Genomic DNA, 24,083 nt, shown 5'->3' on the forward strand with positions numbered 1-24,083 from the left:
TATCAAAAAAGTCTTACTCTTAATAAATTACTTTAACTTCGCGCTCTATTCGTCTGAGTGCAATCGCTTTTTCCTTCCGGAAATCCCTTCCAAGTAGCCTGATGCCTGCCCTTGTTACGCTAAATCTCCGATCTGTAAGGGTTTTCCTTATATGCGCGCCTTGACGGTGCGGTGGGCGGATTCCTATAGTGTGCGCAAGTGGCAGAAAGTGGCATGAAGTGGGTTTTCAGACACAAAAAAGCTAACATTTAGGGAAGCGCAGCCGTGTTCCGCGGAGCAAACGCAATCAATCTCGACGCCAAGGGCCGTCTCGCCATGCCGAGCCGGTACCGTGACGAGCTTGATTCACGTAGCTCGGGGCAATTGATCGTGACGATCGACGCTGTGGATCCCTGCTTATGTGTATACCCGCTGGACGAGTGGGAACTGATCGAAGCGAAATTGCGCGCCTTGCCGTCGTTGCGTGAAGAGAACCGCCGCCTGCAGCGCTTGTTGATAGGTAATGCGGTGGATCTCGAGCTCGACGGCAGTGGACGTTTTCTGGTTCCGCCGCGTTTGCGCGAATACGCGAAGCTCGACAAGCGCGCGATGCTGGTGGGTCAACTGAACAAATTCCAACTGTGGGACGAGGATGCCTGGAACGCTGTTTCCGCAGCGGATCTGGCAGCCATTCAACAACCGGGTGCCATGCCCGATGAACTGCGTGATCTGATCCTGTGACTATCGATAGCGGCTTTAACCACATCACCGTACTTCTGGACGAAGCCGTCGAGGCTCTGTCCGTGCGCGCGGATGGCTGCTATCTGGATGGCACGTTCGGTCGCGGCGGGCACAGCCGACTCATACTGCAAAAGCTTGGACCGAATGGCCGCCTCCTGGGGTTCGACAAGGATCCTCAAGCGATTGCCACCGGGCAAGCGCTGGCGGCCGAAGACGGCCGCTTTGTCATTGTGCAGCGCAGTTTTGCCGAGCTGGGTTCCGAAGTGGCCGAGCGCGGGCTGGCCGGCAAGGTCAGTGGCGTGCTGCTCGACCTCGGCGTGTCCTCGCCACAACTGGACGACCCTGAGCGCGGCTTCAGCTTTCTGAATGACGGCCCGCTGGACATGCGCATGGACCCGACCCGTGGTTTCAGCGCCGCCGAATTCATCGCGACGGCTCCCGAGGAGGAGATCGCCCGCGTATTCAAGGAATATGGCGAAGAGCGCTTCGCCAGGCGCATGGCCCGTGCCGTGGTCCTGCGCCGCGAGGAGCAGCCGTTCACCCGTACCTCCGACCTGGCCGAAGTGCTCAAGGTCGCCAACCCTGCCTGGGAAAAAGGCAAGAACCCGGCGACCCGTGCATTCCAGGGCCTGCGCATCCATGTCAACAACGAGCTGGGCGACCTCGAGGCTGGCCTCGACGCGGCCCTGGATGCGCTGGAAGTCGGTGGCCGCCTGGCGGTGATCAGCTTCCATTCCCTCGAAGACCGCATCGTCAAGCTTTTCATGCGCAAGCTGGCCAAGGGCGAGCAGGATAATCTGCCGCGCAACCTGCCAGTACAGCACAAGCCGTTCGAGCCGAAGATCAAGCTGATCGGCAAGGCGCAGTTCGCGTCCGATGCCGAACTCAAGGCCAACCCGCGGTCGCGCAGCGCGGTCATGCGTGTGGCGGAGAAGCTTCGGTGAGCAGGCTCTATGCCAAACCCCTGCCAGGCGGAAGCTTCCTGATGCTTCTGCTGTTCATCGGCGTGCTCGTATCCTCGGTCGCGGTGTCCTATAGCGCGCATTGGAACCGGCAACTGCTCAATACGCTTTACGGCGAGCTCAACGAACGCGACAAGGCCCAGGCCGAGTGGGGCCGGCTGATTCTCGAGCAAAGCACCTGGACTGCCCATAGCCGTATCGAAAACCTCGCCAGCGAGCAGTTGAAGATGCGCATCCCCGCGGCTGACGAAGTGCGGATGGTGGCGCCATGATGAAGCTCGAAGGCGCCCTGTACCCCTGGCGCTTCCGGGTGGTGCTGGGCTTGCTCGCCTTGATGGTCGGAGCCATTACCTGGCAGATCATCGATCTGCAGGTGGTCGATCGCGACTTCCTGAAAAGCCAGGGCGATGCACGCAGCATGCGGCATATCCCCATTCCTGCACACCGCGGCCTGATCACCGACCGCAACGGCGAGCCCCTGGCGGTCAGTACGCCGGTCACCACGTTGTGGGCCAACCCCAAGGAAATGCAGGGCTCCAAGGAGCGTTGGGGGGCATTGGCAACAGCGCTCGGGCAGAACCCCAAGCAACTCACCGAACGTCTGGAGCAACAGGCGAACAAGGAGTTCATCTACCTGGTCCGTGGCCTGACTCCCGAGCAGGGGCAGGCGGTTCTCGACCTGAAGGTTCCTGGTGTCTACGGCATCGAGGAATTCCGCCGTTTCTATCCAGCCGGCGATGTGGCCGCGCATATGGTCGGCTTCACCGACCTCGACGACCACGGTCGCGAGGGCGTGGAGCTTGCCTATGACGAGTGGCTGGCCGGCGTGCCCGGCAAGCGCCAGGTGATCAAGGACCGACGCGGCCGCTTGATCAAGGATGTCCAGGTCACCAAGAACGCCAAGGCAGGGAAGACCTTGGCGTTGTCGATTGACCTGCGCCTGCAATACCTGGCCACCCGCGAGCTGCGCAACGCCATCGCCGAGCAGGAAGCGAAAGCCGGCAGCCTGGTGATCATGGACGTGAAGACCGGCGAAGTCCTGGCCATGGTCAACCAGCCTACCTACAACCCGAACAATCGTCGCAGCATGTTCCCGGCGGCGATGCGCAACCGCGCGATCATCGATGTGTTCGAGCCGGGTTCGACGGTCAAGCCGCTGTCCATGAGTGCCGCGCTGCAGAGTGGTCGCTGGAAGCCGACCGACAAGGTCGAGGTCTATCCCGGCACCCTGCAACTGGGCCGCTACACGATTCGCGACGTTTCCAAGACCGAGGGGCCGATCCTCGACCTGACCGGCATCCTGATCAACTCCAGTAACGTCGGCATGTCGAAGATCGCCTTCGATATCGGTGGCGAGGCCATCTACCGGGTGATGTCGCAGTTGGGCCTGGGTCAATACACCGGCCTTGGCTTCCCGGGCGAACGCGTCGGCAACCTGCCGAACCACCGCGAGTGGCGCAAGGCGGAAACCGCGACGCTTTCCTACGGCTACGGCGTGTCTGTCACTGCGCTGCAACTGGTGCATGCCTACGCCGCGCTGGCCAATGACGGCAAGATGGTGCCGTTGAGCATTCTCAAGGTGGACAAGGCGCCGGAATCGACCCAGGTGGTGCCGAAGGAAACCGCGGAAACCATCCAGCAGATGTTGCAGCAGGTGATCGAGGCGCCGCGTGGCGTGTTCCGCGCGCAGGTGCCTTCGTATCATGTCGCTGGCAAGTCGGGTACCGCGCGCAAGGCCACCATCGGTTCCAAGGGCTACACCGAAAATGCCTACCGCTCGTTGTTCGCCGGTTTCGGGCCGATGAGCGATCCACGCTATGCCATCGTCGTGGTGATCGACGAACCGAGCAAGGGCGGTTACTTCGGTGGCCTGGTTTCCGCGCCGGTGTTCAGCAAGGTCATGTCGGGCACCCTGCGCCTGATGAACGTACCGCCGGATAATCTGCCGGTTGCCACGCAGCAGGCCGATGCCGCTGCGCCCGCCAAAGGAGGGCGCGGTTGATGACGATGCCATTGAGTAAATTGTTCGCCAATGCCAGCAGCGATCCGCTGATTCGCGAACTGACCCTGGACAGCCGCAATGTCCGCCCCGGCGACCTGTTCCTGGCTGTGCCGGGTGCCAAGGTCGATGGTCGCGACCATATTGTCGATGCGCTCAAGCGCGGCGCGGCGGCAGTTGCCTATGAAGTGCAGGGTGCCAAGGTATTGCCGATCACCGATGCGCCGTTGATTCCGGTCAAGGGCCTGGTCGCGCAGTTGTCGGATATCGCCGGACGCTTCTATGGCGAGCCTAGCCGTCTGCTCGAACTGGTAGGTGTTACCGGCACCAACGGCAAGACCAGCGTGACCCAACTGGTCGCCCAGGCCCTCGACCTGCTGGGCCAGCGTTGCGGCCTGATCGGCACCCTCGGTACCGGCTTCTACGGTGCGCTGCAAAGCGGCCGCCTGACCACGCCCGATCCGCTCGCCGTGCAATCGACCCTCAATGACCTGAAGAAGGCCGGCGCGCGGGCCGTGGCCATGGAAGTGTCGTCCCATGCATTGGAGCAAGGGCGGGTTGCCGCACTGGCTTTCGATATCGTGGTGATGACCAACCTGTCCCGCGACCATCTCGACTATCACGGCAGCATGGAAGCCTACAAGGCAGCCAAGGCGAAGCTCTTCGCCTGGTCGAACCTGCGTTGCCGGGTGGTCAATCTGGATGACGATTTCGGTCGCGAACTGGCCGCCGAAGCGCGCGAGTCGCGGCTGATCAGCTATAGCCTGAAAGACCCGGCAGCCACCCTTTATTGCCGCGAAGCCAGCTTCGACGATGATGGCGTGCGCGCCGTGTTGGTAACGCCGCAAGGCGAGCACATGCTGCGCAGCCGTCTGCTCGGTCGGTTCAACCTGAGCAATATGCTGGCGGCGGTCGGCACCCTATTGGCGATGGATCATCCGCTGGATGAAATTCTGAAGGTCACCGCGAAGCTCGAAGGCCCTGTCGGCCGCATGCAGCGCCTCGGCGGTGGCAGCAAGCCGTTGGTGGTGGTCGATTACGCCCACACCCCGGATGCCCTGGAAAAGGTCCTCGAAGCCCTGCGCCCGCATGCCCGTGGCCAGTTGACCTGCCTGTTCGGCTGCGGCGGTGACCGTGATCGCGGCAAGCGCCCACTGATGGCGGAACTGGCCGAACGCCTGGCCGATCAGGTGGTGGTCACCGACGACAACCCGCGTAGCGAAGATCCTCAGGCCATCTTCGACGATATCCGCCCTGGCTTCTCCAAGGCGGATGCCGCGCAGTTCATCCCCGGCCGTGGTGAGGCGATCGCTCGTGTGATCGCCGCTGCCGGCGTCGACGACGTCATCGTCCTCGCTGGCAAAGGCCACGAGGACTACCAGGAAATCAACGGCGAACGTCACGATTTTTCCGATCTTGTTGAAGCCGAAAAGGCGCTTGCAGTCTGGGAGGCTTCTCATGCTTGAACCCCTGTCCCTGAGCCAGTTGACCGAACCGTTGCAGGGGCGCCTGCTGGGCGCCGATGCGCGTTTCGATGGCGTCAGCATCGACAGCCGCAAGATCGCGCCGGGGCAATTGTTCATCGCTTTGGCCGGGCCGCGTTTCGACGGCCACGACTACCTCGACGAAGTAGCGGCCAAGGGCGCCGTTGCGGCGCTGGTGGAGCGTGAGGTTCCGGGTTCCAGCCTGCCGCAACTGCTGGTGGCGGATACCCGACTGGCCCTGGGGCAACTCGGCGCGCTGAATCGTCGCGCCTTCAAGCATCCGGTGGTAGCGATCACCGGCTCCAGCGGCAAGACCACGGTCAAGGAAATGCTTGCCAGCATCCTTGGCACCCGGGGCCCGGTGCTGATGACCCGGGGCAACCTGAACAACGATCTCGGCGCCCCGTTGACCCTGCTCGAGCTCGGCCCTGAACACAGCGCCGCCGTCATCGAGCTGGGCGCCAACCACATTGGTGAAATTCGCTACACCGTTGGCCTGACCCGGCCTCAAGTGGTGCTGATCAACAACGCGGGCACGGCTCATGTCGGCGAGTTCGGTGGGCCGGAGAAGATTGTCGAAGCCAAGGGCGAGATCCTCGAAGGATTGGAGGAGGGTGGTGTCGCGGTATTGAACCTGGACGACAAGGCCTTTGGCATATGGAAACAGCGCGCCGGGAAACACGCCGTGCTGAGCTTTGCCCTGACCAGCACCGCCGCCGACTTCTATGCCAGCGATATCGCCCAGGACGAACGCGGTTGCCCGTCGTTCATCCTGCACGCACCGCAAGGCCAGGTGGCGATCCAGCTCAACCTGCTGGGCACCCACAACATCGCCAACGCCCTGGCCGCCGCCGCCGCCGCGCAGACCTTCGGTGTCGCGCTGGAGGGCATCGCCGAGGGACTGAACACCGTGCAACCGGTCAAGGGCCGCGGCGTCGCCCAGGTCGCGCCCGGCGGCATCCGTGTGATCGATGACACCTACAACGCAAACCCGACCTCCGTGTGCGCGGCCATTGATATACTCGCCGGCTTTTCCGGCCGCACCGTCCTGGTGCTCGGGGATATCGGTGAGTTGGGCCAGTGGGCCGAAGAGGGCCACCGCGAGGTCGGGGACTACGCCAGGGGCAAGGTTTCGGCGCTGTATGCCGTAGGTCCGATGATGGCCCATGCGGTCAAGGCCTTTGGCCAGAATGCCCGCCATTTCACCAATCAAGCTGACCTGATCGCTGCCGTTCGCGGCGAGCAGGCGGTCAACACCACTATTTTGATCAAGGGTTCGCGCAGCGCTGCGATGGAAAACGTCGTGGCGGCCCTGTGCGATTCCAGCGGGGAGAAACATTAATGCTGCTGCTGTTGGCCGAGTATCTGCAACAGTTCTACAAGGGCTTCGCGGTCTTCCAGTACCTGACCCTGCGCGGAATCCTGGGCGTACTGACCGCGTTGTCGCTGGCCCTGTGGCTGGGCCCGTGGATGATCCGTACCCTGCAGATCCGCCAGATCGGCCAGGCCGTGCGTAACGACGGCCCGCAATCGCACCTGTCCAAGTCCGGCACCCCGACCATGGGCGGGGCGCTGATCCTTTCCGCCATCGGCGTGAGCACCCTGCTCTGGGCCGACCTGAGCAACCGTTACGTGTGGGTGGTGCTGATCGTCACCATGCTGTTCGGCGCCATCGGCTGGGTCGACGACTACCGCAAGGTGATCGAGAAGAACTCCCGCGGCCTGCCGAGCCGCTGGAAGTATTTCTGGCAGTCGGTATTCGGCCTGGGCGCGGCGATCTTCCTTTATATGACCGCACCGACCAGCGTCGAAACCACCCTGATCGTGCCGATGCTGAAGGACGTCACCATTCCCCTGGGCGTCGGTTTCGTCGTGCTGACCTATTTCGTCATCGTCGGCTCGAGCAACGCGGTCAACCTGACCGACGGCCTTGATGGCCTGGCGATCCTGCCAACCGTGCTGGTAGGCGGTGCCCTGGGCATCTTCTGCTACCTGTCGGGCAACGTGAAATTCGCCGAATACCTGCTGATTCCCTACGTTCCGGGCGCAGGCGAGCTGATCGTGTTCTGCGGCGCGCTGATCGGCGCCGGCCTCGGTTTCCTCTGGTTCAACACCTATCCGGCCCAGGTCTTCATGGGCGACGTCGGTGCCCTGGCACTGGGCGCAGCGCTGGGCACCATCGCCGTGATCGTTCGCCAGGAAATCGTCCTGTTCATCATGGGCGGCGTGTTCGTCATGGAGACCCTGTCGGTGGTCATCCAGGTCGCGTCGTTCAAGCTGACCGGCAAGCGCGTATTCCGCATGGCGCCGATCCATCACCACTTTGAACTCAAGGGCTGGCCCGAGCCGCGCGTGATCGTCCGCTTCTGGATCATCACCGTTATTCTCGTGTTGATCGGCCTGGCAACCCTGAAACTGAGGTAGAACGCGTGTCCTTGATCGCAACTGACCACTTCCGCATCGTTGTCGGCCTCGGCAAGAGCGGCATGTCCCTGGTTCGCTTCCTGGCGAACCGGGGCATTGCGTTTGCGGTCGCCGACACGCGCGAGAACCCTCCGGAGCTGGCGACCCTGCGTCGCGACTATCCGCAGGTCGAAGTGCGCTGCGGTGAGCTGGACGTGGACTTCCTCTGCCGCGCCGACGAGCTGTACGTGAGCCCCGGGCTGGCCCTGGCCACCCCGGCCCTGCAGCAGGCTGCCGCCCGTGGCGTCAAGCTCTCCGGCGATATCGAGCTGTTCGCGCGTAACGCGAAGGCGCCAATCGTGGCCATCAGCGGTTCCAACGCCAAGAGCACCGTGACCACCCTGGTCGGCGAGATGGCCGCAGCGGCGGGCAAGCGCGTGGCGGTGGGTGGCAATCTCGGCACTCCGGCCCTTGACCTGCTCGGTGACGACGTCGAGCTGTACGTGCTGGAGCTGTCGAGCTTCCAACTGGAAACCACCGACCAGCTCAATGCCGAAGTGGCCACCGTGCTCAATGTCAGCGAAGACCACATGGACCGCTACAGCGGCCTGCCGGCCTACCACCTGGCCAAGCACCGGATCTTCCGTGGCGCTCGCCAGGTCGTGGTCAACCGTCAGGACGCCCTGAGCCGTCCGCTGCCGGTGGAAGGCCAGCCCTGCTGGACCTTCGGCCTGAATACGCCTGACTTCAAGGCCTTCGGCCTGCGCGAAGAAAACGGCGAGAAATATCTGGCCTTCGAATTCCGCAACCTGATGCCGGTTCGCGAACTGAAGATCCGCGGTGCGCACAACCAGTCCAACGCCCTTGCCGCGCTGGCCCTCGGGCATGCCGTCGGCCTGCCGTTCGAGGCCATGCTGGAAAGCCTGCGCAGCTTCGCCGGCCTGGCCCATCGTTGCCAGTGGGTCCGCGAGCTGAACGGTGTCAATTACTACGACGACTCCAAGGCCACCAACGTTGGCGCGGCGCTGGCCGCCATCGAAGGCCTGGGTGCCGATATCGACGGCAAGCTGGTACTGATCGCCGGCGGCGACGGCAAGGGTGCGGACTTCTCCGCCCTGCGTGCGCCGGTCGGCGAACATTGCCGTGCCGTGGTCCTGCTCGGCCGCGATGCCGAACTGCTGGCCGAAGCCCTGGGCGACAGCGTGCCACTGGTTCGGGTCAAGACCCTCGAGGACGCTGTGCAGAAAGCTGCCGAACTGGCCCGGTCCGGCGACGCCGTGCTGCTGTCCCCGGCTTGCGCCAGCCTCGACATGTTCAAGAACTTCGAGGAGCGTGGGCGCCTGTTCGCCCAGGCCGCAGGAGAACTGGCATGATCTTCGGCGCCATCAAGCCCTATCCGTCGCCGCTGATCAGCGGCCGTGGCATCGACCTGGATTTCCCGTTCCTGGTCGGGTGCCTGGCATTGCTCGGTCTGGGCCTGGTGATGATTACCTCGGCGTCGTCGGAAGTCGCCGCGGCGCAGTCGGGCAATCCGCTTTACCACATGTTCCGCCACCTGATTTACGTCGGTCTCGGCGTGGGTGCCTGCATCGTCACCATGATGGTGCCGATCTCCACTTGGCAGCGCATGGGCTTCCTGATGCTGATCGGTGCCTTCGGCCTGCTGGTGGCGGTACTGATCCCGGGTATCGGGCGTGAAGTGAACGGTTCGATGCGCTGGATCGGCTTCAGCTTCTTCAACGTCCAGCCTTCTGAAATCGCCAAGGTCTTCGTGGTCGTCTACCTCGCCGGTTACCTGGTGCGGCGCCAGCAGGAAGTACGTGAAAGCTGGATGGGCTTCTTCAAGCCGTTCATCGTCCTCCTGCCCATGGCCGGCCTGTTGCTGATGGAGCCGGACTTCGGCGCCACGGTAGTGATGATGGGCTCGGCGGCGGCGATGCTGTTCCTCGGCGGCGTGGGGTTGTTCCGCTTCGGCCTGATGGTGGTGCTGGCGGTAGGCGCGGTGTTCGTTCTGGTGCAGGCCCAGCCGTACCGGATGGCCCGCCTGATCACCTTCACCGACCCCTGGGCCGACCAGTTCGGTTCCGGCTACCAGCTGACCCAGGCGCTGATTGCCTTCGGCCGTGGCGAGTGGTTCGGCGTCGGCCTGGGCAACAGCGTGCAGAAGCAGTTCTACCTGCCGGAGGCGCATACCGACTTCGTGTTCTCGGTGCTGGCCGAAGAGCTGGGCGTGGTCGGCTCGCTGCTGACCGTTGCCCTGTTCGTCTTCGTCACCGTGCGCGCGCTGTACATCGGCCTGTGGGCGGAAAAGGCCAAGCAGTTCTTCGCCGCCTATGTGGCCTTTGGCCTGGCCTTCCTGTGGATCGGCCAGTTCCTGATCAACATCGGAGTGAACGTCGGCCTGCTGCCGACCAAGGGCCTGACCCTGCCGTTCCTCAGCTATGGCGGCAGCTCGCTGGTGATCTGCTGTGCCTGCGTCGGGTTGCTCCTGCGCATCGAATGGGAGAGCCGTACTCACCTGGGCAGCGAGGAACACGAATTCAACGAAAACGATTTTGCCGAGGAGCCGACCCATCATGGCCGCTGACGGCAAGAACGTATTGATCATGGCCGGCGGAACCGGCGGCCATGTGTTCCCGGCGCTGGCTTGCGCCCGGGAATTCCAGGCGCGCGGTTTCACCGTGCACTGGCTGGGAACGCCACGCGGCATCGAGAACGAACTGGTACCGCAGGCCGGCCTGCAACTGCACCTGATCAACGTCACCGGGCTGCGTGGCAAGAGCAAGCTGTCACTGCTCAAGGCGCCGTTCACCCTGGTCAAGGCGGTGCTCCAGGCGCGGCGGATCATCCATCAGGTCAAGCCGGTCTGCGTGGTCGGCTTCGGTGGCTATGTCACCGGTCCAGGCGGCGTGGCTGCCAGGCTATGCGGCGTGCCGGTGGTGATCCACGAGCAGAATGCCCGTGCCGGTACCGCCAACCGTCTGCTGGTGCCGCTGGCTGGACGGGTCTGCGAAGCCTTCCCGGACACCTTCGGGGCCAGTGCCAAGCGCCGCACCACCGGTAACCCGGTACGTGCCGAACTGTTCCTGGAGCCTGTGCGCCAGGCCCTGCCGGGACGTCGGGCACGCCTGCTGGTACTGGGCGGCAGCCTGGGCGCCGAGCCGCTGAACAAGCTGTTGCCCCAGGCCCTGGCCCTGGTGCCGGAAAGCCTGCGGCCCGAGGTGTTCCACCAGGCCGGAAAGAATCACGACCAGGTCACCGCCCAGCGTTATCGCGACGCGGGGGTCGAGGCTCAGGTAGAACCGTTCATCAAGGACATGGCCCAGGCCTATGGCTGGGCCGACCTGGTGGTATGCCGTGCCGGCGCGCTGACCGTCAGCGAGCTGGCCGCCGCGGGACTGCCGTCGCTGCTGGTGCCCTTGCCCCATGCCATCGACGACCACCAGACCCACAACGCCCATTATCTGGCACGCGAAGGCGCCGCCTTCCTGATGCCGCAAGCGACAACTGGCGCAGCGCAGCTCGCTGAACGCCTGAACGAGGTGCTGATGCAACCGGAAAAACTCGACACCATGGCCGCCACCGCACGACGCCTGGCCAAGCCCGCTGCAACCCGCACCGTGGTCGATATCTGCCTGGAGGTGGCCCATGGTTGAGAACCAGAAAGCCATGCCCCAGCCTGAAATGCGCCGTATCCGTCGCATCCACTTCGTCGGTATCGGCGGCGTGGGCATGTGCGGGATCGCCGAAGTACTGCTGAACCTGGGCTACCAGGTGTCCGGTTCCGACCTCAAGGAGTCGCCCGTTACCGAGCGCCTGAAGTCCTTCGGTGCCGAGATCTTCATCGGCCACCGCGCCGAGAACGCCGCCAGCGCCGATGTGCTGGTGGTGTCCAGCGCCATCAACACGGCCAACCCGGAAGTTGCCACCGCCCTGGAGCGGCGCATTCCGGTAGTGCCGCGTGCCGAGATGCTGGCCGAACTGATGCGCTACCGCCATGGCATCGCCGTTGCCGGTACCCATGGCAAGACCACCACCACCAGCCTGCTGGCCTCGGTCTTCGCCGCAGGCGGCCTGGACCCTACCTTCGTCATCGGTGGTCGGCTGAACGCTGCGGGTACCAATGCCCAGCTCGGCACCAGCCGCTACCTGATCGCCGAAGCCGACGAGAGCGATGCCAGCTTCCTGCATCTGCAGCCATTGGTCGCGGTGGTCACCAATATCGACGCCGACCACATGGCCACCTATGAAGGCGACTTCAACAAGCTGAAGAAAACCTTCGTCGAGTTCCTGCACAACTTGCCGTTCTACGGCCTGGCCGTGGTCTGCCTGGATGACCCGGTGGTTCGCGAGATCCTGCCGCTGGTCAAGCGCCCGGCAGTGACCTACGGCTTCAGCGAAGAAGCCGACGTGCGCGCGATCAACGTGCGCCAGTCGGGCATGCAGACCCACTTCACCGTGCTGCGCCGTGACCGTGCGCCGCTGGATGTGTCGGTGAACATGCCGGGTAACCACAACGTGCTCAACGCCCTGGCGACCATCGCCATCGCCACCGACGAGGGCATCAGCGACGAGGCCATCGTCCAGGGCCTTTCCGGTTTCCAGGGTGTCGGCCGACGCTTCCAGGTCTACGGCGAACTGCCGGTGGAAGGCGGCAGCGTGATGCTGGTGGACGACTATGGTCATCACCCGACCGAGGTTGCCGCGGTAATCAAGGCCGTGCGCGGCGGCTGGCCGGAGCGTCGCCTGGTCATGGTCTACCAGCCGCACCGCTACAGCCGCACCCGCGACCTCTACGACGATTTCGTCCAGGTCCTGGCCGACGCCAATGTGCTGCTGCTGATGGAAGTCTACCCGGCGGGCGAAGAGCCGATTCCGGGCGCCGACAGCCGTCAGCTGTGCCACAGCATTCGCCAGCGCGGTCAGCTCGATCCGATCTACATCGAGCGCGGCATCGAACTTGCGCCTCTGGTCAAGCCGTTGCTGCGTGCCGGCGACATCCTGCTGTGCCAGGGTGCCGGTGATATCGGTGGCCTCGCGCCACAACTGTTGAAGAGTCCGCTGTTCGCTGGTGCAGGTACCAGTCAGGAGAAAGCGAAATGACTGCCGAAGCCTACGCCAAGCTGCATTCCACGATCGCCCCGAAAGATTTCGGCCGTGTCGCCGTGCTCTATGGCGGCAAGAGCGCCGAGCGCGAAGTCTCGCTGAAATCCGGTGCCGCGGTGATCGACGCGCTGCAAGGCGCCGGAGTCGACGTGGTTGCCATCGATGTCGGTGACGACCTGCTGGCCCGCCTGCAGACCGAGAAGATCGACCGCGCCTTCATCATCCTCCACGGCCGTGGCGGCGAAGATGGCAGCATGCAGGGCCTGCTGGAGTGCCTGGGCATTCCCTACACCGGCAGCGGCATCCTCGCCTCGGCCCTGGCCATGGACAAGTTGCGTACCAAGCAGGTGTGGCAGAGCCTGGGCATCCCGACCCCGCGCCATGCCGTGCTGGCCAGTGAAGCCGACTGTATTTGCGCAGGCGCGGAACTGGGCTTCCCGTTGATCGTCAAACCGGCCCATGAAGGTTCCAGTATCGGTATGGCGAAAGTGTCCAGCGTCGCGGAATTGATCGCGGCCTGGAAAGACGCCGCCAATTACGATTCGCAAGTCTTGGTCGAGCAGTGGATCCAGGGTCCGGAGTTCACCGTGGCGGTGCTGCGTGACCAGGTTCTGCCGCCGATCGCCTTGGGCACCCCGCATTCGTTCTACGACTACGACGCCAAGTACCTGGCTTCCGATACCCAATACCGGATCCCGTGTGGCCTGGATGCAGCCAAGGAACAGGAATTGATCGACCTCACCGCCCGCGCCTGCGACGCCATCGGCATCGCTGGCTGGGGCCGGGTGGATGTAATGCAGGACGAGCAGGGCCGCTTCTGGCTGCTTGAAGTCAACACCGCACCAGGCATGACCGACCATAGCCTGGTGCCCATGGCGGCACGTGCGGCCGGCCTCGATTTCCAGCAGTTGGTGCTGGCGATCCTGGCGGCCAGTGTCGAGGCGCGAGGTTAAGCCCATGCAAGGCGCGATGTTACGTCATCAGCAACCCGCCCCCGGCCGTAACAAGCCGGTGCCGCGTGGTGCCAGCCGGATGGTGGCCAAGGAGCCACTGTCGGCGCGCCTGCCCAAGCCGAACTTCAGCATCTTCAAGAAGCTGCTGTGGCCCGTGCTGCTGGTCGTCGCGGGCTTTGGCGCCTACGAAGGCGCGCAGCGCCTGATGCCCTACGCCGACCGGCCGATCACCAAGATCGCCGTGCAGGGCGACCTCAGCTACATCAGCCAGCAGGCGGTGCAGCAGCGTATTGCCCCTTATGTCGCGGCGAGTTTCTTCACCGTCGACCTGGCGAGCATGCGTACCGAACTGGAGCAGATGCCCTGGATCGCCCATGCCGAAGTACGTCGGGTTTGGCCGGACGAAGTGGTGATTCGCCTGGAAGAACAGTTGCCGGTGGCGCGCTGGGGCGAGGACGCCTTGCTCAACAACCAGGGCCAGGCCTTCACCCCGCGCGAACTGGCGAACTACGAGCACCTGCCGCAGCTTTTCGGGCCGCAGCGCGCTCAGCAACAAGTGATGCAGCAATATCAGGTTCTCAACCAGATGTTGCGCCCCCTGGGTTTCTCGATCGCCCGCCTGGAGCTGCGCGAGCGGGGCAGCTGGTTCCTCACCACCGGCGCCGGCAGTGCCGGCCCGGGTATCGAACTGCTGCTGGGGCGCGACCACCTGGTGGAAAAAATGCGCCGTTTCATTGCCATCTACAACAAGACGCTCAAAGAACAGATCACGAACATCGCCCGCATCGATCTGCGTTACGCCAACGGCCTTGCCGTTGGCTGGCGGGAACCGATTGCACAGCCCGCGGCCCAACCCGCCGTGGCGAAGAATTAGAGAGAGGCAGGACCCATGGCAAATGCGCATAGCGGCAAAATGATCGTCGGGCTGGATATCGGCACGTCCAAGGTGGTTGCACTGGTAGGCGAAGTCGCCGCCGACGGCACCCTGGAGATCGTCGGTATCGGCACCCATCCATCGCGCGGGTTGAAAAAAGGCGTGGTGGTCAATATCGAGTCCACCGTGCAGTCGATCCAGCGTGCCGTCGAAGAGGCGCAGCTGATGGCTGGCTGCCGGATCCACTCGGCCTTCGTCGGCGTGGCCGGCAATCACATCCGCAGCCTGAACTCCCACGGCATCGTGGCGATCCGCGATCGCGAAGTCAGCACCGCGGACCTGGAACGGGTACTGGACGCGGCCCAGGCCGTGGCGATTCCGGCCGACCAGCGCGTGCTGCACACCCTGCCGCAGGACTACGTGATCGATAACCAGGAAGGCGTGCGCGAGCCGCTGGGCATGTCCGGCGTGCGCCTGGAAGCCAAGGTCCATGTGGTGACCTGCGCAGTCAACGCGGCGCAGAACATCGAGAAGTGCGTGCGCCGCTGCGGCCTGGAAATCGACGACATCATCCTCGAGCAACTGGCCTCGGCCTACTCGGTGCTCACCGATGACGAGAAAGAGCTGGGCGTGTGCCTGGTGGATATCGGCGGCGGCACCACCGACATCGCCATCTTCACCGAAGGCGCGATCCGTCATACCGCGGTGATCCCGATCGCCGGCGACCAGGTGACCAACGACATCGCCATGGCCCTGCGTACGCCGACCCAGTACGCCGAGGAAATCAAGATTCGCTACGCCTGCGCCCTGGCCAAGCTGGCCGGTGCCGGCGAAACCATCAAGGTGCCGAGCGTCGGCGACCGTCCGCCGCGCGAGCTGTCGCGCCAGGCCCTGGCCGAGGTGGTCGAGCCGCGCTACGACGAGCTGTTCACCTTGATCCAGGCGGAGCTGCGCCGTAGCGGTTACGAGGACCTGGTACCAGCGGGCATCGTCCTGACCGGTGGTACCTCGAAGATGGAAGGCGCGGTCGAACTGGCCGAGGAAATCTTCCATATGCCGGTACGCCTCGGCGTACCACACAGCGTTCGGGGGCTGAGCGACGTGGTTCGCAACCCGATCTATTCCACTGGCGTTGGCCTGCTGACCTATGGCCTGCAGAAACAGTCCGACGGCGTGCCAGTGCCAGGTATCAGAAACGACAGCTATGGCGATGAACCGAAGGCCCCGGTGCTTGAGCGCTTCAAGCGTTGGGTCCAGGGAAACTTCTAAGTTTCAAAAGCAGTAGTGGTAGGCGCAAAAAACTAGAGAACTGAAAGGAGAGGGAAAATGTTCGAGCTCGTAGACAACGTCCCGCAAAGTCCGGTCATCAAAGTGATCGGCGTCGGTGGCGGCGGTGGCAACGCCGTCAACCACATGGTCAAGAGCAACATCGAAGGCGTCGAATTCATCTGCGCCAACACCGATGCTCAGGCCCTGAAAAACATCGGTGCGCGCACCATTCTGCAACTGGGTACCGGTGTGACCAAGGGCCTGGGCGCGGGTGCCAATCCGGAAATCGGCCGCCAGGCCGCACTGGAAGACCGCGAGCGTATCGCCGAAGTGCTGCAGGGCACCAACATGGTCTTCATCACTACCGGCATGGGTGGTGGTACCGGTACCGGTGCTGCGCCGATCATCGCCGAAGTGGCCAAGGAACTGGGCATCCTCACCGTTGCGGTGGTGACCCGTCCGTTCCCGTTCGAAGGCCGCAAGCGCATGCAGATCGCCGATGAAGGCATCCGCTCGCTGGCCGACAGCGTCGACTCGCTGATCACCATCCCCAACGAAAAACTGCTGACCATCCTCGGCAAGGACGCCAGTCTGCTGTCGGCCTTCGCCAAGGCGGACGACGTTCTGGCCGGTGCCGTGCGCGGTATCTCCGACATCATCAAGCGTCCGGGCATGATCAACGTCGACTTCGCCGACGTGCGTACCGTGATGAGCGAAATGGGCATGGCGATGATGGGTACCGGCTGCGCCAGCGGTCCGAACCGTGCGCGTGAAGCCACCGAAGCGGCGATCCGCAACCCGCTGCTCGAAGACGTCAACCTGCAGGGCGCCCGCGGCATCCTGGTCAACATCACTGCCGGTCCGGACCTGTCGCTGGGTGAGTACTCCGACGTGGGTAGCATCATCGAGGCGTTCGCCTCCGACCACGCGATGGTCAAGGTCGGTACCGTGATCGATCCGGACATGCGCGACGAGCTGCACGTCACCGTGGTCGCTACCGGCCTGGGTGCCAAGATCGAGAAGCCTGTGAAGGTCATCGACAACACCCTGCAAAGCGCGGCTGCCCAGGTTTCCACCCCGGCTCCGGCACCGGTGCGCAACGAGCAGCCTGCGGTCAACTACCGTGACCTGGAGCGTCCGACCGTGATGCGCAACCAGACCCACGCCGGTGCGGCAGCGGCTGCCAAGCTCAATCCTCAGGACGACCTGGATTACCTGGACATCCCGGCATTCCTGCGTCGTCAGGCCGATTGATGGAATTTATCAGGGGTATTAGGGTGATTGGTGTTCAGCAAAGGTTGGGTCTGTTATCATCCCCAGCCTTTGTTGATACCAGTTCGCAATCTGTGCTGAAGCGGCCAATGCCATGATTAAACAACGCACCCTGAAAAATATCATCCGTGCCACAGGTGTCGGCCTGCACTCCGGGGAAAAGGTATACCTGACCCTGAAACCTGCGCCTGTGGATACCGGCATCGTATTTTGCCGAGCCGACCTCGACCCCGTGGTGCATATCCCTGCCCGTGCGGAAAACGTCGGCGAGACCACCATGTCGACCACGCTGGTCAACGGCGATACCAAGGTAGACACGGTTGAGCACCTGCTCTCGGCCATGGCTGGCCTGGGCATCGATAACGCCTACGTCGAGCTCTCCGCCTCCGAAGTCCCGATCATGGACGGTAGCGCAGGCCCCTTCGTATTCCTGATTCAATCCGCCGGCCTGGAAGAACAGGACGCGCCGAAGAAATTCATCCGCATCCTGCGTGAAGTGACAGTGCAAGACGGCGACAAGCGCGCCACTTTCCTGCCTTTCGACGGGTTCAAGGTGAGTTTCGAGATCGATTTCGACCACCCGGTGTTCCGCAACCGTACCCAAAGCGCCAGCGTCGACTTTTCCAGCACCTCGTTCGTGAAGGAAGTCAGTCGCGCCCGCACCTTCGGGTTCATGAGCGACATCGAGTACCTTCGCAAGCACAACCTCGCCCTCGGCGGCAGCGTCGAGAACGCCATCGTGGTGGACAAGGACGGTGTATTGAACGAGGACGGCCTTCGCTATGAAGACGAATTCGTCAAGCACAAGATCCTCGATGCCATCGGCGACCTCTACCTGCTGGGCAACAGCCTGATCGGCGAGTTCCGCGGCTTCAAGTCCGGTCACGCGCTGAACAACCAGCTGCTGCGCAAGCTGATCGAAGAAACCGATGCGTGGGAAGTCGTGACTTTCGAAGACGCCAGCACCGCACCGATCTCCTACATGCGTCCGGTTGCCGCTGTATAAGCTCGAATACTCTCTCTAGTTTGAAGGCCGCCCTCGGGCGGCCTTTTTTATACATCTCGAAAACACAACGCGGGCCCTGTGGGAGCGGGTTCACCCGCGATTGCGATAGTGACTTCACCACCGTAATCGCGGGTAAACCCGCTCCCACAGGGTCCGTGTCGCTTTATGAATTGTCTTTATTGCTCTTGCGATGGCTCGCCAGGCGCTCCAGCGCCGCACGCAGGTTCGGATCACTGATCCCCTGCGCCGTGGCCTGGATGGTTTCCGCCGACTTGTCCGAGATATCGATAACGTGGCTGGGCGGGCGCGGAGTAGTGGCCACCGGCTGCACCTTGAACAGGATCCGGTTCAGGTTCACGAAGGCATCCAGTTGCTGCAACTGGCGTTGCAGGCGCTTCTGCTGGTAGCGCAGGCGTGTTGCCCAATGCCCGTCGGTGACCACCAGCGTCAGGGTACCTTCGCGCCAGGTCGCCACCCGGCAATGCTCCCGCGCAGCCGGCTGCAACTGGCTTTCCACCAGGCGCTGCAACTGCGCCAGGCGCTGCGCCTGGTTGAACAGCGCCTTGAGCGGACGGGCCTCGCGCAACAGCGTGCCGGGCGCGCGGGCGGGAGAGGGGCGGTAGGCCATGATGACACCTGCAAAGACGATCCGCGCATCTTAACAGATCGCCCGCGCAGGGCTGGAGAGCCGCTATCCACATGAATCTTGACCCACGCGGGTTGAAGTTGGCGAAAAAGCCCTTATTGTAAAAAAGCCCCCGTCACAGCGCTGTGCCAGCATCGTGGAACTCCACCACTTTCCTCACCATCGTTTCCGGGTAGAATGCTCGTTCGCATGCGGCCAATAAGGGCTGCACGGGCGACTTCACGGGGCCGCCCTCCATCCCTATGTGTGGAAGATCCTGCCGATATGTTTGCGCCTTTGTTAAAGAAACTTTTTGGAAGCAAGAACGAGCGTGAAGTCAAACGCATGCTCAAGACGGTCCAGATCGTCAATGCCTTCGAAGAGCAGATGGTGGCCCTCTCCGATGAACAGCTGCGGGCCAAGACCCCCGAGTTCAAAGAGCGCCTGGCCAAAGGCGAGACCCTCGACCAGCTCCTGCCGGAAGCCTTCGCCGTCGCGCGCGAGGCCGGCAAGCGGATCATGGGCATGCGCCACTTCGATGTGCAGTTGATCGGCGGCATGACCTTGCACGAAGGCATGATCGCGGAAATGCGCACCGGTGAGGGCAAGACCCTCGTGGCAACCCTCGGTGTCTACCTCAATGCGCTGTCCGGCAAGGGCGTGCACGTGGTCACGGTCAACGACTACCTGGCCCGTCGCGACGCCAACTGGATGCGTCCGCTGTACGAATTCCTCGGCCTGACCGTAGGCGTCGTCACCCCGTTCCAGCCGCCGGAAGAGAAGCGCGCCGCCTACGCCGCCGACATCACCTACGGCACCAACAACGAATTCGGTTTCGACTACCTGCGCGACAACATGGCGTTCAGCCTGGAAGAGAAATTCCAGCGCGAGCTGAATTTCGCCGTGATCGACGAAGTCGACTCCATCCTGATCGACGAAGCCCGTACCCCGCTGATCATTTCCGGCCAGGCCGAAGACAGCTCCAAGCTGTACATCGAGATCAACAAGCTGATCCCGCGCCTGACCCAGCACATCGAGGAAGTGGAAGGCCAGGTCACCCAGGAAGGCCACTTCAAGATCGACGAGAAGAGCCGCCAGGTCGAACTCAACGAAGCCGGTCACCAGTTCATCGAGGAGATGCTCACCCAGGTCGGCCTGCTGGCCGAGGGCGAGAGCCTCTACTCCGCGCACAACCTTGGCCTGCTGACCCACGTCTACGCCGGCCTGCGTGCGCACAAGCTGTTCCACCGCAACGTCGAGTACATCGTCCAGGACGGCCAGGTCCTGCTGATCGACGAACATACCGGCCGTACCATGCCGGGCCGTCGTCTCTCCGAAGGCCTGCACCAGGCCATCGAAGCGAAGGAAAACCTGAATATCCAGGCCGAAAGCCAGACGCTGGCCTCGACCACCTTCCAGAACTACTTCCGCCTCTACACCAAGCTGTCCGGCATGACCGGTACCGCCGACACCGAAGCCTTCGAGTTCGCCCAGATCTATAACCTCAACGTTATGGTCATCCCGCCGAACAAGCCGCTGGCGCGCAAGGACTTCAACGACCTGGTGTACCTGACCGCCGACGAGAAATACGCCGCGATCATCGCCGACATCAAGGAAAGCATGGCCTCCGGCCGTCCTGTCCTGGTCGGTACGGCAACCATCGAAACCTCCGAGCACATGTCCAACCTGCTCAAGAAGGAAGGTATCGACCACAAGGTCCTGAACGCCAAGTACCACGAGAAGGAAGCCGAGATCATCGCCCAGGCCGGTCGTCCCGGCGCGCTGACCATCGCTACCAACATGGCCGGTCGCGGTACCGACATCCTGCTGGGCGGCAACTGGGAAGTCGAAGTGGCTTCCATGGAAAACCCGACGCCCGAGCAGATCGCCCAGATCAAGGCCGACTGGCAGAAGCGTCACCAGCAGGTGATCGAATCCGGCGGTCTGCACGTGATCGCGTCCGAGCGCCACGAGTCGCGCCGTATCGACAACCAGCTGCGTGGTCGTTCCGGTCGCCAGGGCGACCCGGGTTCGAGCCGCTTCTACCTGTCCCTGGAAGACAGCCTGATGCGCATCTTCGCCTCCGACCGGGTGAAGAACTTCATGAAGGCCCTGGGCATGCAGTCCGGCGAGGCCATCGAGCACCGCATGGTGACCAACGCCATCGAGAAGGCGCAGCGCAAGGTCGAAGGTCGCAACTTCGACATCCGCAAGCAGCTCCTGGAGTTCGACGACGTAGCCAACGAACAGCGCAAGGTGATCTACCACATGCGCAACAGCCTGCTGGCTGCCGAGAACATCGGCGACACCATCGCCGAGTTCCGCCAGGAAACCCTCGACGCCACCTTCGCCCAGCATATCCCGCCGCAATCGCTGCCCGAGCAGTGGGACGTGGCCGGCCTGGAGGCATCCCTGGCCAGCGACTTCGCGGTGAAACTGCCCATTCAGCAGTGGCTCGACGAAGACGACAAGCTGTACGAGGAGACCCTGCGCGAGAAGGTCCTCAACGAGCTGGTCACCGCCTACAACGAGAAGGAAGACAGCGCCGGCGCCGAAGCCCTGCGTACCTTCGAGAAGCAGATTCTGCTGCGCGTCCTCGACGACCTGTGGAAAGACCACCTGTCGACCATGGACCACCTGCGCCACGGTATCCACCTGCGCGGCTACGCCCAGAAGAACCCGAAACAGGAGTACAAGCGCGAGTCGTTCACCCTGTTCCAGGAACTGCTGGAGTCGATCAAGCGCGACACCATCCGCGTGCTTTCCCATGTCCAGGTCCGCCGCGAGGACCCGGTCGAGGAAGAAGCCCGTCTGCGCCGCGAAGCCGAGGAGCTGGCCCAGCGCATGCAGTTCCAGCATGCCGCGGCGCCAGGCCTGGAAGCTGCCGAGCAGCTGGAGGAGGGCGCTGAAGTCGCCGTCGCCGCCGCGCCGGTACGCAACGACCAGAAACTGGGCCGCAACGAGCTGTGCTGGTGCGGTTCCGGCAAGAAGTTCAAGCACTGCCACGGGCAGATCAACTGATCGAGCCGTGTCACGCTGAAACCTGAACACCGCGCCGCGACCGGTCTCCACCGTCGCGGCGTTGTTCCATCTCAAGCACCGTCGGATTGCCGGCGGTGAATTTTTTCTAGGAGCGCTTTCATGGCTGTTGGTCTTGGTCCTTTGCCAACGTTGCACCCGGTTCCCGGTTTCGAACTCGGTATCGCCTCTGCGGGCATCAAGCGCCCGGGGCGCAAGGATGTGGTGGTGATGCGCTGTGCCGAAGGCTCCAGTGTCGCTGGCGTTTTCACCCTGAATGCCTTCTGCGCCGCCCCGGTGATCATTGCCAAGCAGCGCGTGCAGGGCACCGTGCGTTACCTGCTGACCAACACCGGTAATGCCAACGCCGGTACCGGCGCCCCGGGCCTGGCGGCCGCGGAACGCACCTGCGCCAAACTGGCCGAACTGACCGGCGTCGACGCCAGCGCCGTGCTGCCGTTCTCCACCGGTGTGATCGGCGAGCCGCTGCCGGTCGAGAAGATCGAAGGCGCCCTGCAGGCCGCCTTGGACAACTTGTCCGAGAACCACTGGGCCGAAGCCGCCACCGGCATCATGACCACCGACACCCTGCCCAAGGGCGCCAGCCGTCAGTTCCAGCATGAGGGCGTGACCATCACCGTCACCGGTATCAGCAAGGGTGCGGGCATGATCCGCCCGAACATGGCTACCATGCTCGGCTACATCGCCACCGACGCCAAGGTCGCTCCGGCAGTGCTCAAGGACCTGATCCTGGACGGCGCCAACAAGTCGTTCAACCGCATCACCATCGACGGCGACACCTCGACCAACGACTGCTGCATGCTGATCGCCACCGGCAAGGCCGACGTGGCCGAGATCACCGAAGCCAGCGGCCCGTTGTTCGAAGCGCTGAAGACGGCGGTATTCGAAGTCTGCATGGAAGTGGCCCAGGCCATCGTCCGTGACGGCGAAGGCGCCACCAAGTTCGTCACCGTGCAGGTCAACGGCGGTGGCAACCACCAGGAATGCCTGGACGTCGGCTACGCCGTCGCCCACTCGCCACTGATCAAGACCGCGCTTTTCGCCTCCGATCCGAACTGGGGCCGTATCCTCGCGGCGGTCGGCCGTGCCGGCGTTCCGAACCTCGACGTCAGCCTGATCGACGTGTACCTGGACAACGTCTGCATTGCCTCCAAGGGCGGCCGCAGCGCGACCTACACCGAAGACCAGGGCGCGGCGGTCATGGCCCAGGAAGAAATCACCATCCGTATCGAGCTGGGCCGTGGCCAGTGCAGCGAGACCATCTGGACCACCGACCTGTCCCACGAGTACGTGAAGATCAACGCGGAATACCGCACCTGATCGAACGCCGCCGCCTGGCCTGGCCAGACGGCGGCATCCTCTCAATCAGCGGAGTTCAAAGTTGAAACGGATTCATGTCGCCGCCGCCGTCATTCGTGGCGCGGATGGCCGTATTCTCATCGCCCGGCGTGGCGAAACCCAGCATCAGGGCGGCCTGTGGGAGTTTCCCGGGGGCAAGGTCGAGGACGGCGAGGCCGTCGAGGCAGCCCTGGCCCGCGAGCTGCATGAAGAGCTGGGCATCGGGGTAAGCGCCGCGCGGCCACTGATCAAGATCAGGCACGACTACCCGGACAAGCAGGTCCTGCTCGACGTCTGGGAGGTCAACGCCTTCACCGGCGAGCCCCATGGCGCCGAGGGCCAGCCGCTGGCCTGGGTATCGCCACGGGACCTGGGGCAATACGAATTCCCCGAAGCCAACCGGCCCATCGTCGCGGCGGCGCGCTTGCCAGGCGACTACCTGATTACCCCCGACGACCTGGAAGCCCCGCACCTGCTGCGCGGTATCCAGAAGGCGATTGCCGGCGGGATCAAGCTGGTGCAATTGCGCGCGCCGAACATGTACGACCCGAAATATCGGGATGTCGCGGTCGATGCCGTAGGCCTTTGCGCCGGCAAGGCGCAGTTGATGCTCAAGGGGCCGCTGGAATGGCTGGGCGACTTTCCGTCTGCTGGCTGGCACCTGACTGCCGAGCAATTGCGCAAGTATGCGCCCAATGGCCGGCCCTTCCCCAAGGAGCGCTGGCTGGCGGCGTCGTGCCACAGTGCTGAAGAACTGGCGCTGGCCGAGCGGATGGGCGTGGACTTCGTGACCCTGTCGCCGGTGCAGGCGACCCTGACCCATCCCGAGGCTCAGCCGCTGGGTTGGGACGCGGCGCAGCAGATGATCGATGGCTTCAACAAGCCGGTGTTCCTGCTCGGTGGCGTCGGCCCGAACGAGCGTGAGCGCGCCTGGCAGATCGGTGCGCAGGGTGTTGCCGGTATCCGCGCGTTCTGGCCCGAAGCCTGATCGTTGTTGATGGCCTCATCGCCGGCAGCGCCGGCTCCCACAGGG

The 24,083-nt window shown here is 63.5% G+C and carries 20 protein-coding genes; 19 read left to right on the forward strand and 1 reads right to left on the reverse strand.

The window, feature by feature from the left end; genetic code table 11:
- Window positions 1-264 precede the first annotated feature (264 nt).
- The 16 genes from mraZ (at window position 265) to lpxC (ending at window position 18,048) form a co-directional block, all read left to right on the forward strand.
- Window positions 265-720 (forward strand): division/cell wall cluster transcriptional repressor MraZ, encoded by a 456-nt coding sequence (gene mraZ / locus ACKLLE_RS17080; RefSeq protein WP_009396653.1) that lies wholly within the window; start codon window positions 265-267, stop codon window positions 718-720.
- A complete protein-coding gene (gene rsmH / locus ACKLLE_RS17085; RefSeq protein WP_064302453.1) occupies window positions 717-1,664 on the forward strand; it encodes a 16S rRNA (cytosine(1402)-N(4))-methyltransferase RsmH in 948 nt (315 codons plus the stop codon). The genes mraZ and rsmH overlap by 4 nt, the downstream gene beginning before the upstream one ends.
- A complete protein-coding gene (ftsL, locus tag ACKLLE_RS17090; protein ID WP_009396658.1) occupies window positions 1,661-1,954 on the forward strand; it encodes a cell division protein FtsL in 294 nt (97 codons plus the stop codon). Before rsmH ends, ftsL begins: the two co-directional genes overlap by 4 nt.
- Entirely contained in the window at window positions 1,954-3,684 is a 1,731-nt protein-coding gene (locus ACKLLE_RS17095) for a peptidoglycan D,D-transpeptidase FtsI family protein (protein ID WP_009396660.1), read from the forward strand. The genes ftsL and ACKLLE_RS17095 overlap by 1 nt, the downstream gene beginning before the upstream one ends.
- Window positions 3,684-5,147 carry a UDP-N-acetylmuramoyl-L-alanyl-D-glutamate--2,6-diaminopimelate ligase gene (locus tag ACKLLE_RS17100; RefSeq protein WP_420058596.1) on the forward strand — a complete coding sequence of 488 codons (1,464 nt, stop codon included), beginning with the start codon at window positions 3,684-3,686 and terminating at the stop codon, window positions 5,145-5,147. The genes ACKLLE_RS17095 and ACKLLE_RS17100 overlap by 1 nt, the downstream gene beginning before the upstream one ends.
- Entirely contained in the window at window positions 5,140-6,507 is a 1,368-nt protein-coding gene (locus ACKLLE_RS17105) for a UDP-N-acetylmuramoyl-tripeptide--D-alanyl-D-alanine ligase (RefSeq protein ID WP_420058597.1), read from the forward strand. The genes ACKLLE_RS17100 and ACKLLE_RS17105 overlap by 8 nt, the downstream gene beginning before the upstream one ends.
- Window positions 6,507-7,589, forward strand: a complete 1,083-nt coding sequence (gene mraY / locus ACKLLE_RS17110; RefSeq protein WP_009396666.1) for a phospho-N-acetylmuramoyl-pentapeptide-transferase — start codon at window positions 6,507-6,509, stop codon at window positions 7,587-7,589. Before ACKLLE_RS17105 ends, mraY begins: the two co-directional genes overlap by 1 nt.
- A 5-nt stretch (window positions 7,590-7,594) precedes the next feature.
- On the forward strand, window positions 7,595-8,941 hold the full coding sequence (gene murD / locus ACKLLE_RS17115) for a UDP-N-acetylmuramoyl-L-alanine--D-glutamate ligase (RefSeq protein WP_009396668.1): 1,347 nt from the start codon (window positions 7,595-7,597) through the stop codon (window positions 8,939-8,941).
- Window positions 8,938-10,155 (forward strand): putative lipid II flippase FtsW, encoded by a 1,218-nt coding sequence (ftsW, locus tag ACKLLE_RS17120; protein ID WP_064302456.1) that lies wholly within the window; start codon window positions 8,938-8,940, stop codon window positions 10,153-10,155. Before murD ends, ftsW begins: the two co-directional genes overlap by 4 nt.
- On the forward strand, window positions 10,145-11,224 hold the full coding sequence (gene murG, locus ACKLLE_RS17125; protein ID WP_420058598.1) for an undecaprenyldiphospho-muramoylpentapeptide beta-N-acetylglucosaminyltransferase: 1,080 nt from the start codon (window positions 10,145-10,147) through the stop codon (window positions 11,222-11,224). Before ftsW ends, murG begins: the two co-directional genes overlap by 11 nt.
- Window positions 11,217-12,671 carry a UDP-N-acetylmuramate--L-alanine ligase gene (murC, locus tag ACKLLE_RS17130; protein WP_064302458.1) on the forward strand — a complete coding sequence of 485 codons (1,455 nt, stop codon included), beginning with the start codon at window positions 11,217-11,219 and terminating at the stop codon, window positions 12,669-12,671. The genes murG and murC overlap by 8 nt, the downstream gene beginning before the upstream one ends.
- Entirely contained in the window at window positions 12,668-13,627 is a 960-nt protein-coding gene (locus tag ACKLLE_RS17135; protein WP_420058600.1) for a D-alanine--D-alanine ligase, read from the forward strand. The genes murC and ACKLLE_RS17135 overlap by 4 nt, the downstream gene beginning before the upstream one ends.
- Window positions 13,628-13,631: 4 nt before the next feature.
- Window positions 13,632-14,501 carry a cell division protein FtsQ/DivIB gene (locus tag ACKLLE_RS17140; RefSeq protein ID WP_009396675.1) on the forward strand — a complete coding sequence of 290 codons (870 nt, stop codon included), beginning with the start codon at window positions 13,632-13,634 and terminating at the stop codon, window positions 14,499-14,501.
- Between the two features lie 15 nt (window positions 14,502-14,516).
- Window positions 14,517-15,770, forward strand: a complete 1,254-nt coding sequence (gene ftsA, locus ACKLLE_RS17145; protein WP_009396676.1) for a cell division protein FtsA — start codon at window positions 14,517-14,519, stop codon at window positions 15,768-15,770.
- A 57-nt stretch (window positions 15,771-15,827) separates the two neighbouring features.
- Window positions 15,828-17,024: a cell division protein FtsZ gene (gene ftsZ / locus ACKLLE_RS17150; protein WP_009396678.1), complete on the forward strand. Its 1,197-nt coding sequence runs from the start codon at window positions 15,828-15,830 to the stop codon at window positions 17,022-17,024.
- A gap of 112 nt (window positions 17,025-17,136) precedes the next feature.
- Window positions 17,137-18,048: a UDP-3-O-acyl-N-acetylglucosamine deacetylase gene (gene lpxC / locus ACKLLE_RS17155; protein WP_009396681.1), complete on the forward strand. Its 912-nt coding sequence runs from the start codon at window positions 17,137-17,139 to the stop codon at window positions 18,046-18,048.
- 163 nt (window positions 18,049-18,211) lie between these two features.
- Here the strand turns inward: lpxC and ACKLLE_RS17160 are convergent, their stop codons facing one another.
- Window positions 18,212-18,676: a DUF721 domain-containing protein gene (locus tag ACKLLE_RS17160; RefSeq protein ID WP_064302460.1), complete on the reverse strand. Its 465-nt coding sequence runs from the start codon at window positions 18,674-18,676 to the stop codon at window positions 18,212-18,214.
- A 282-nt stretch (window positions 18,677-18,958) separates the two neighbouring features.
- On the opposite strand from ACKLLE_RS17160, the gene secA reads away from it, so the two are divergent.
- The 3 genes from secA (at window position 18,959) to ACKLLE_RS17175 (ending at window position 24,038) form a co-directional block, all read left to right on the forward strand.
- The gene (secA, locus tag ACKLLE_RS17165; protein ID WP_009396687.1) at window positions 18,959-21,694 is read left to right on the forward strand and encodes a preprotein translocase subunit SecA; all 2,736 of its coding nucleotides are present in this window, start codon (window positions 18,959-18,961) and stop codon (window positions 21,692-21,694) included.
- Window positions 21,695-21,814: 120 nt separating this feature from the next.
- Window positions 21,815-23,032: a bifunctional glutamate N-acetyltransferase/amino-acid acetyltransferase ArgJ gene (gene argJ / locus ACKLLE_RS17170; protein ID WP_064302461.1), complete on the forward strand. Its 1,218-nt coding sequence runs from the start codon at window positions 21,815-21,817 to the stop codon at window positions 23,030-23,032.
- Between the two features lie 61 nt (window positions 23,033-23,093).
- The gene (locus tag ACKLLE_RS17175; RefSeq protein WP_420058601.1) at window positions 23,094-24,038 is read left to right on the forward strand and encodes a Nudix family hydrolase; all 945 of its coding nucleotides are present in this window, start codon (window positions 23,094-23,096) and stop codon (window positions 24,036-24,038) included.
- The last annotated feature ends 45 nt before the right edge of the window (window positions 24,039-24,083 follow it).

The organism is Pseudomonas bharatica, assembly GCF_048586865.1.
GTDB lineage: Bacteria > Pseudomonadota > Gammaproteobacteria > Pseudomonadales > Pseudomonadaceae > Aquipseudomonas > Aquipseudomonas bharatica.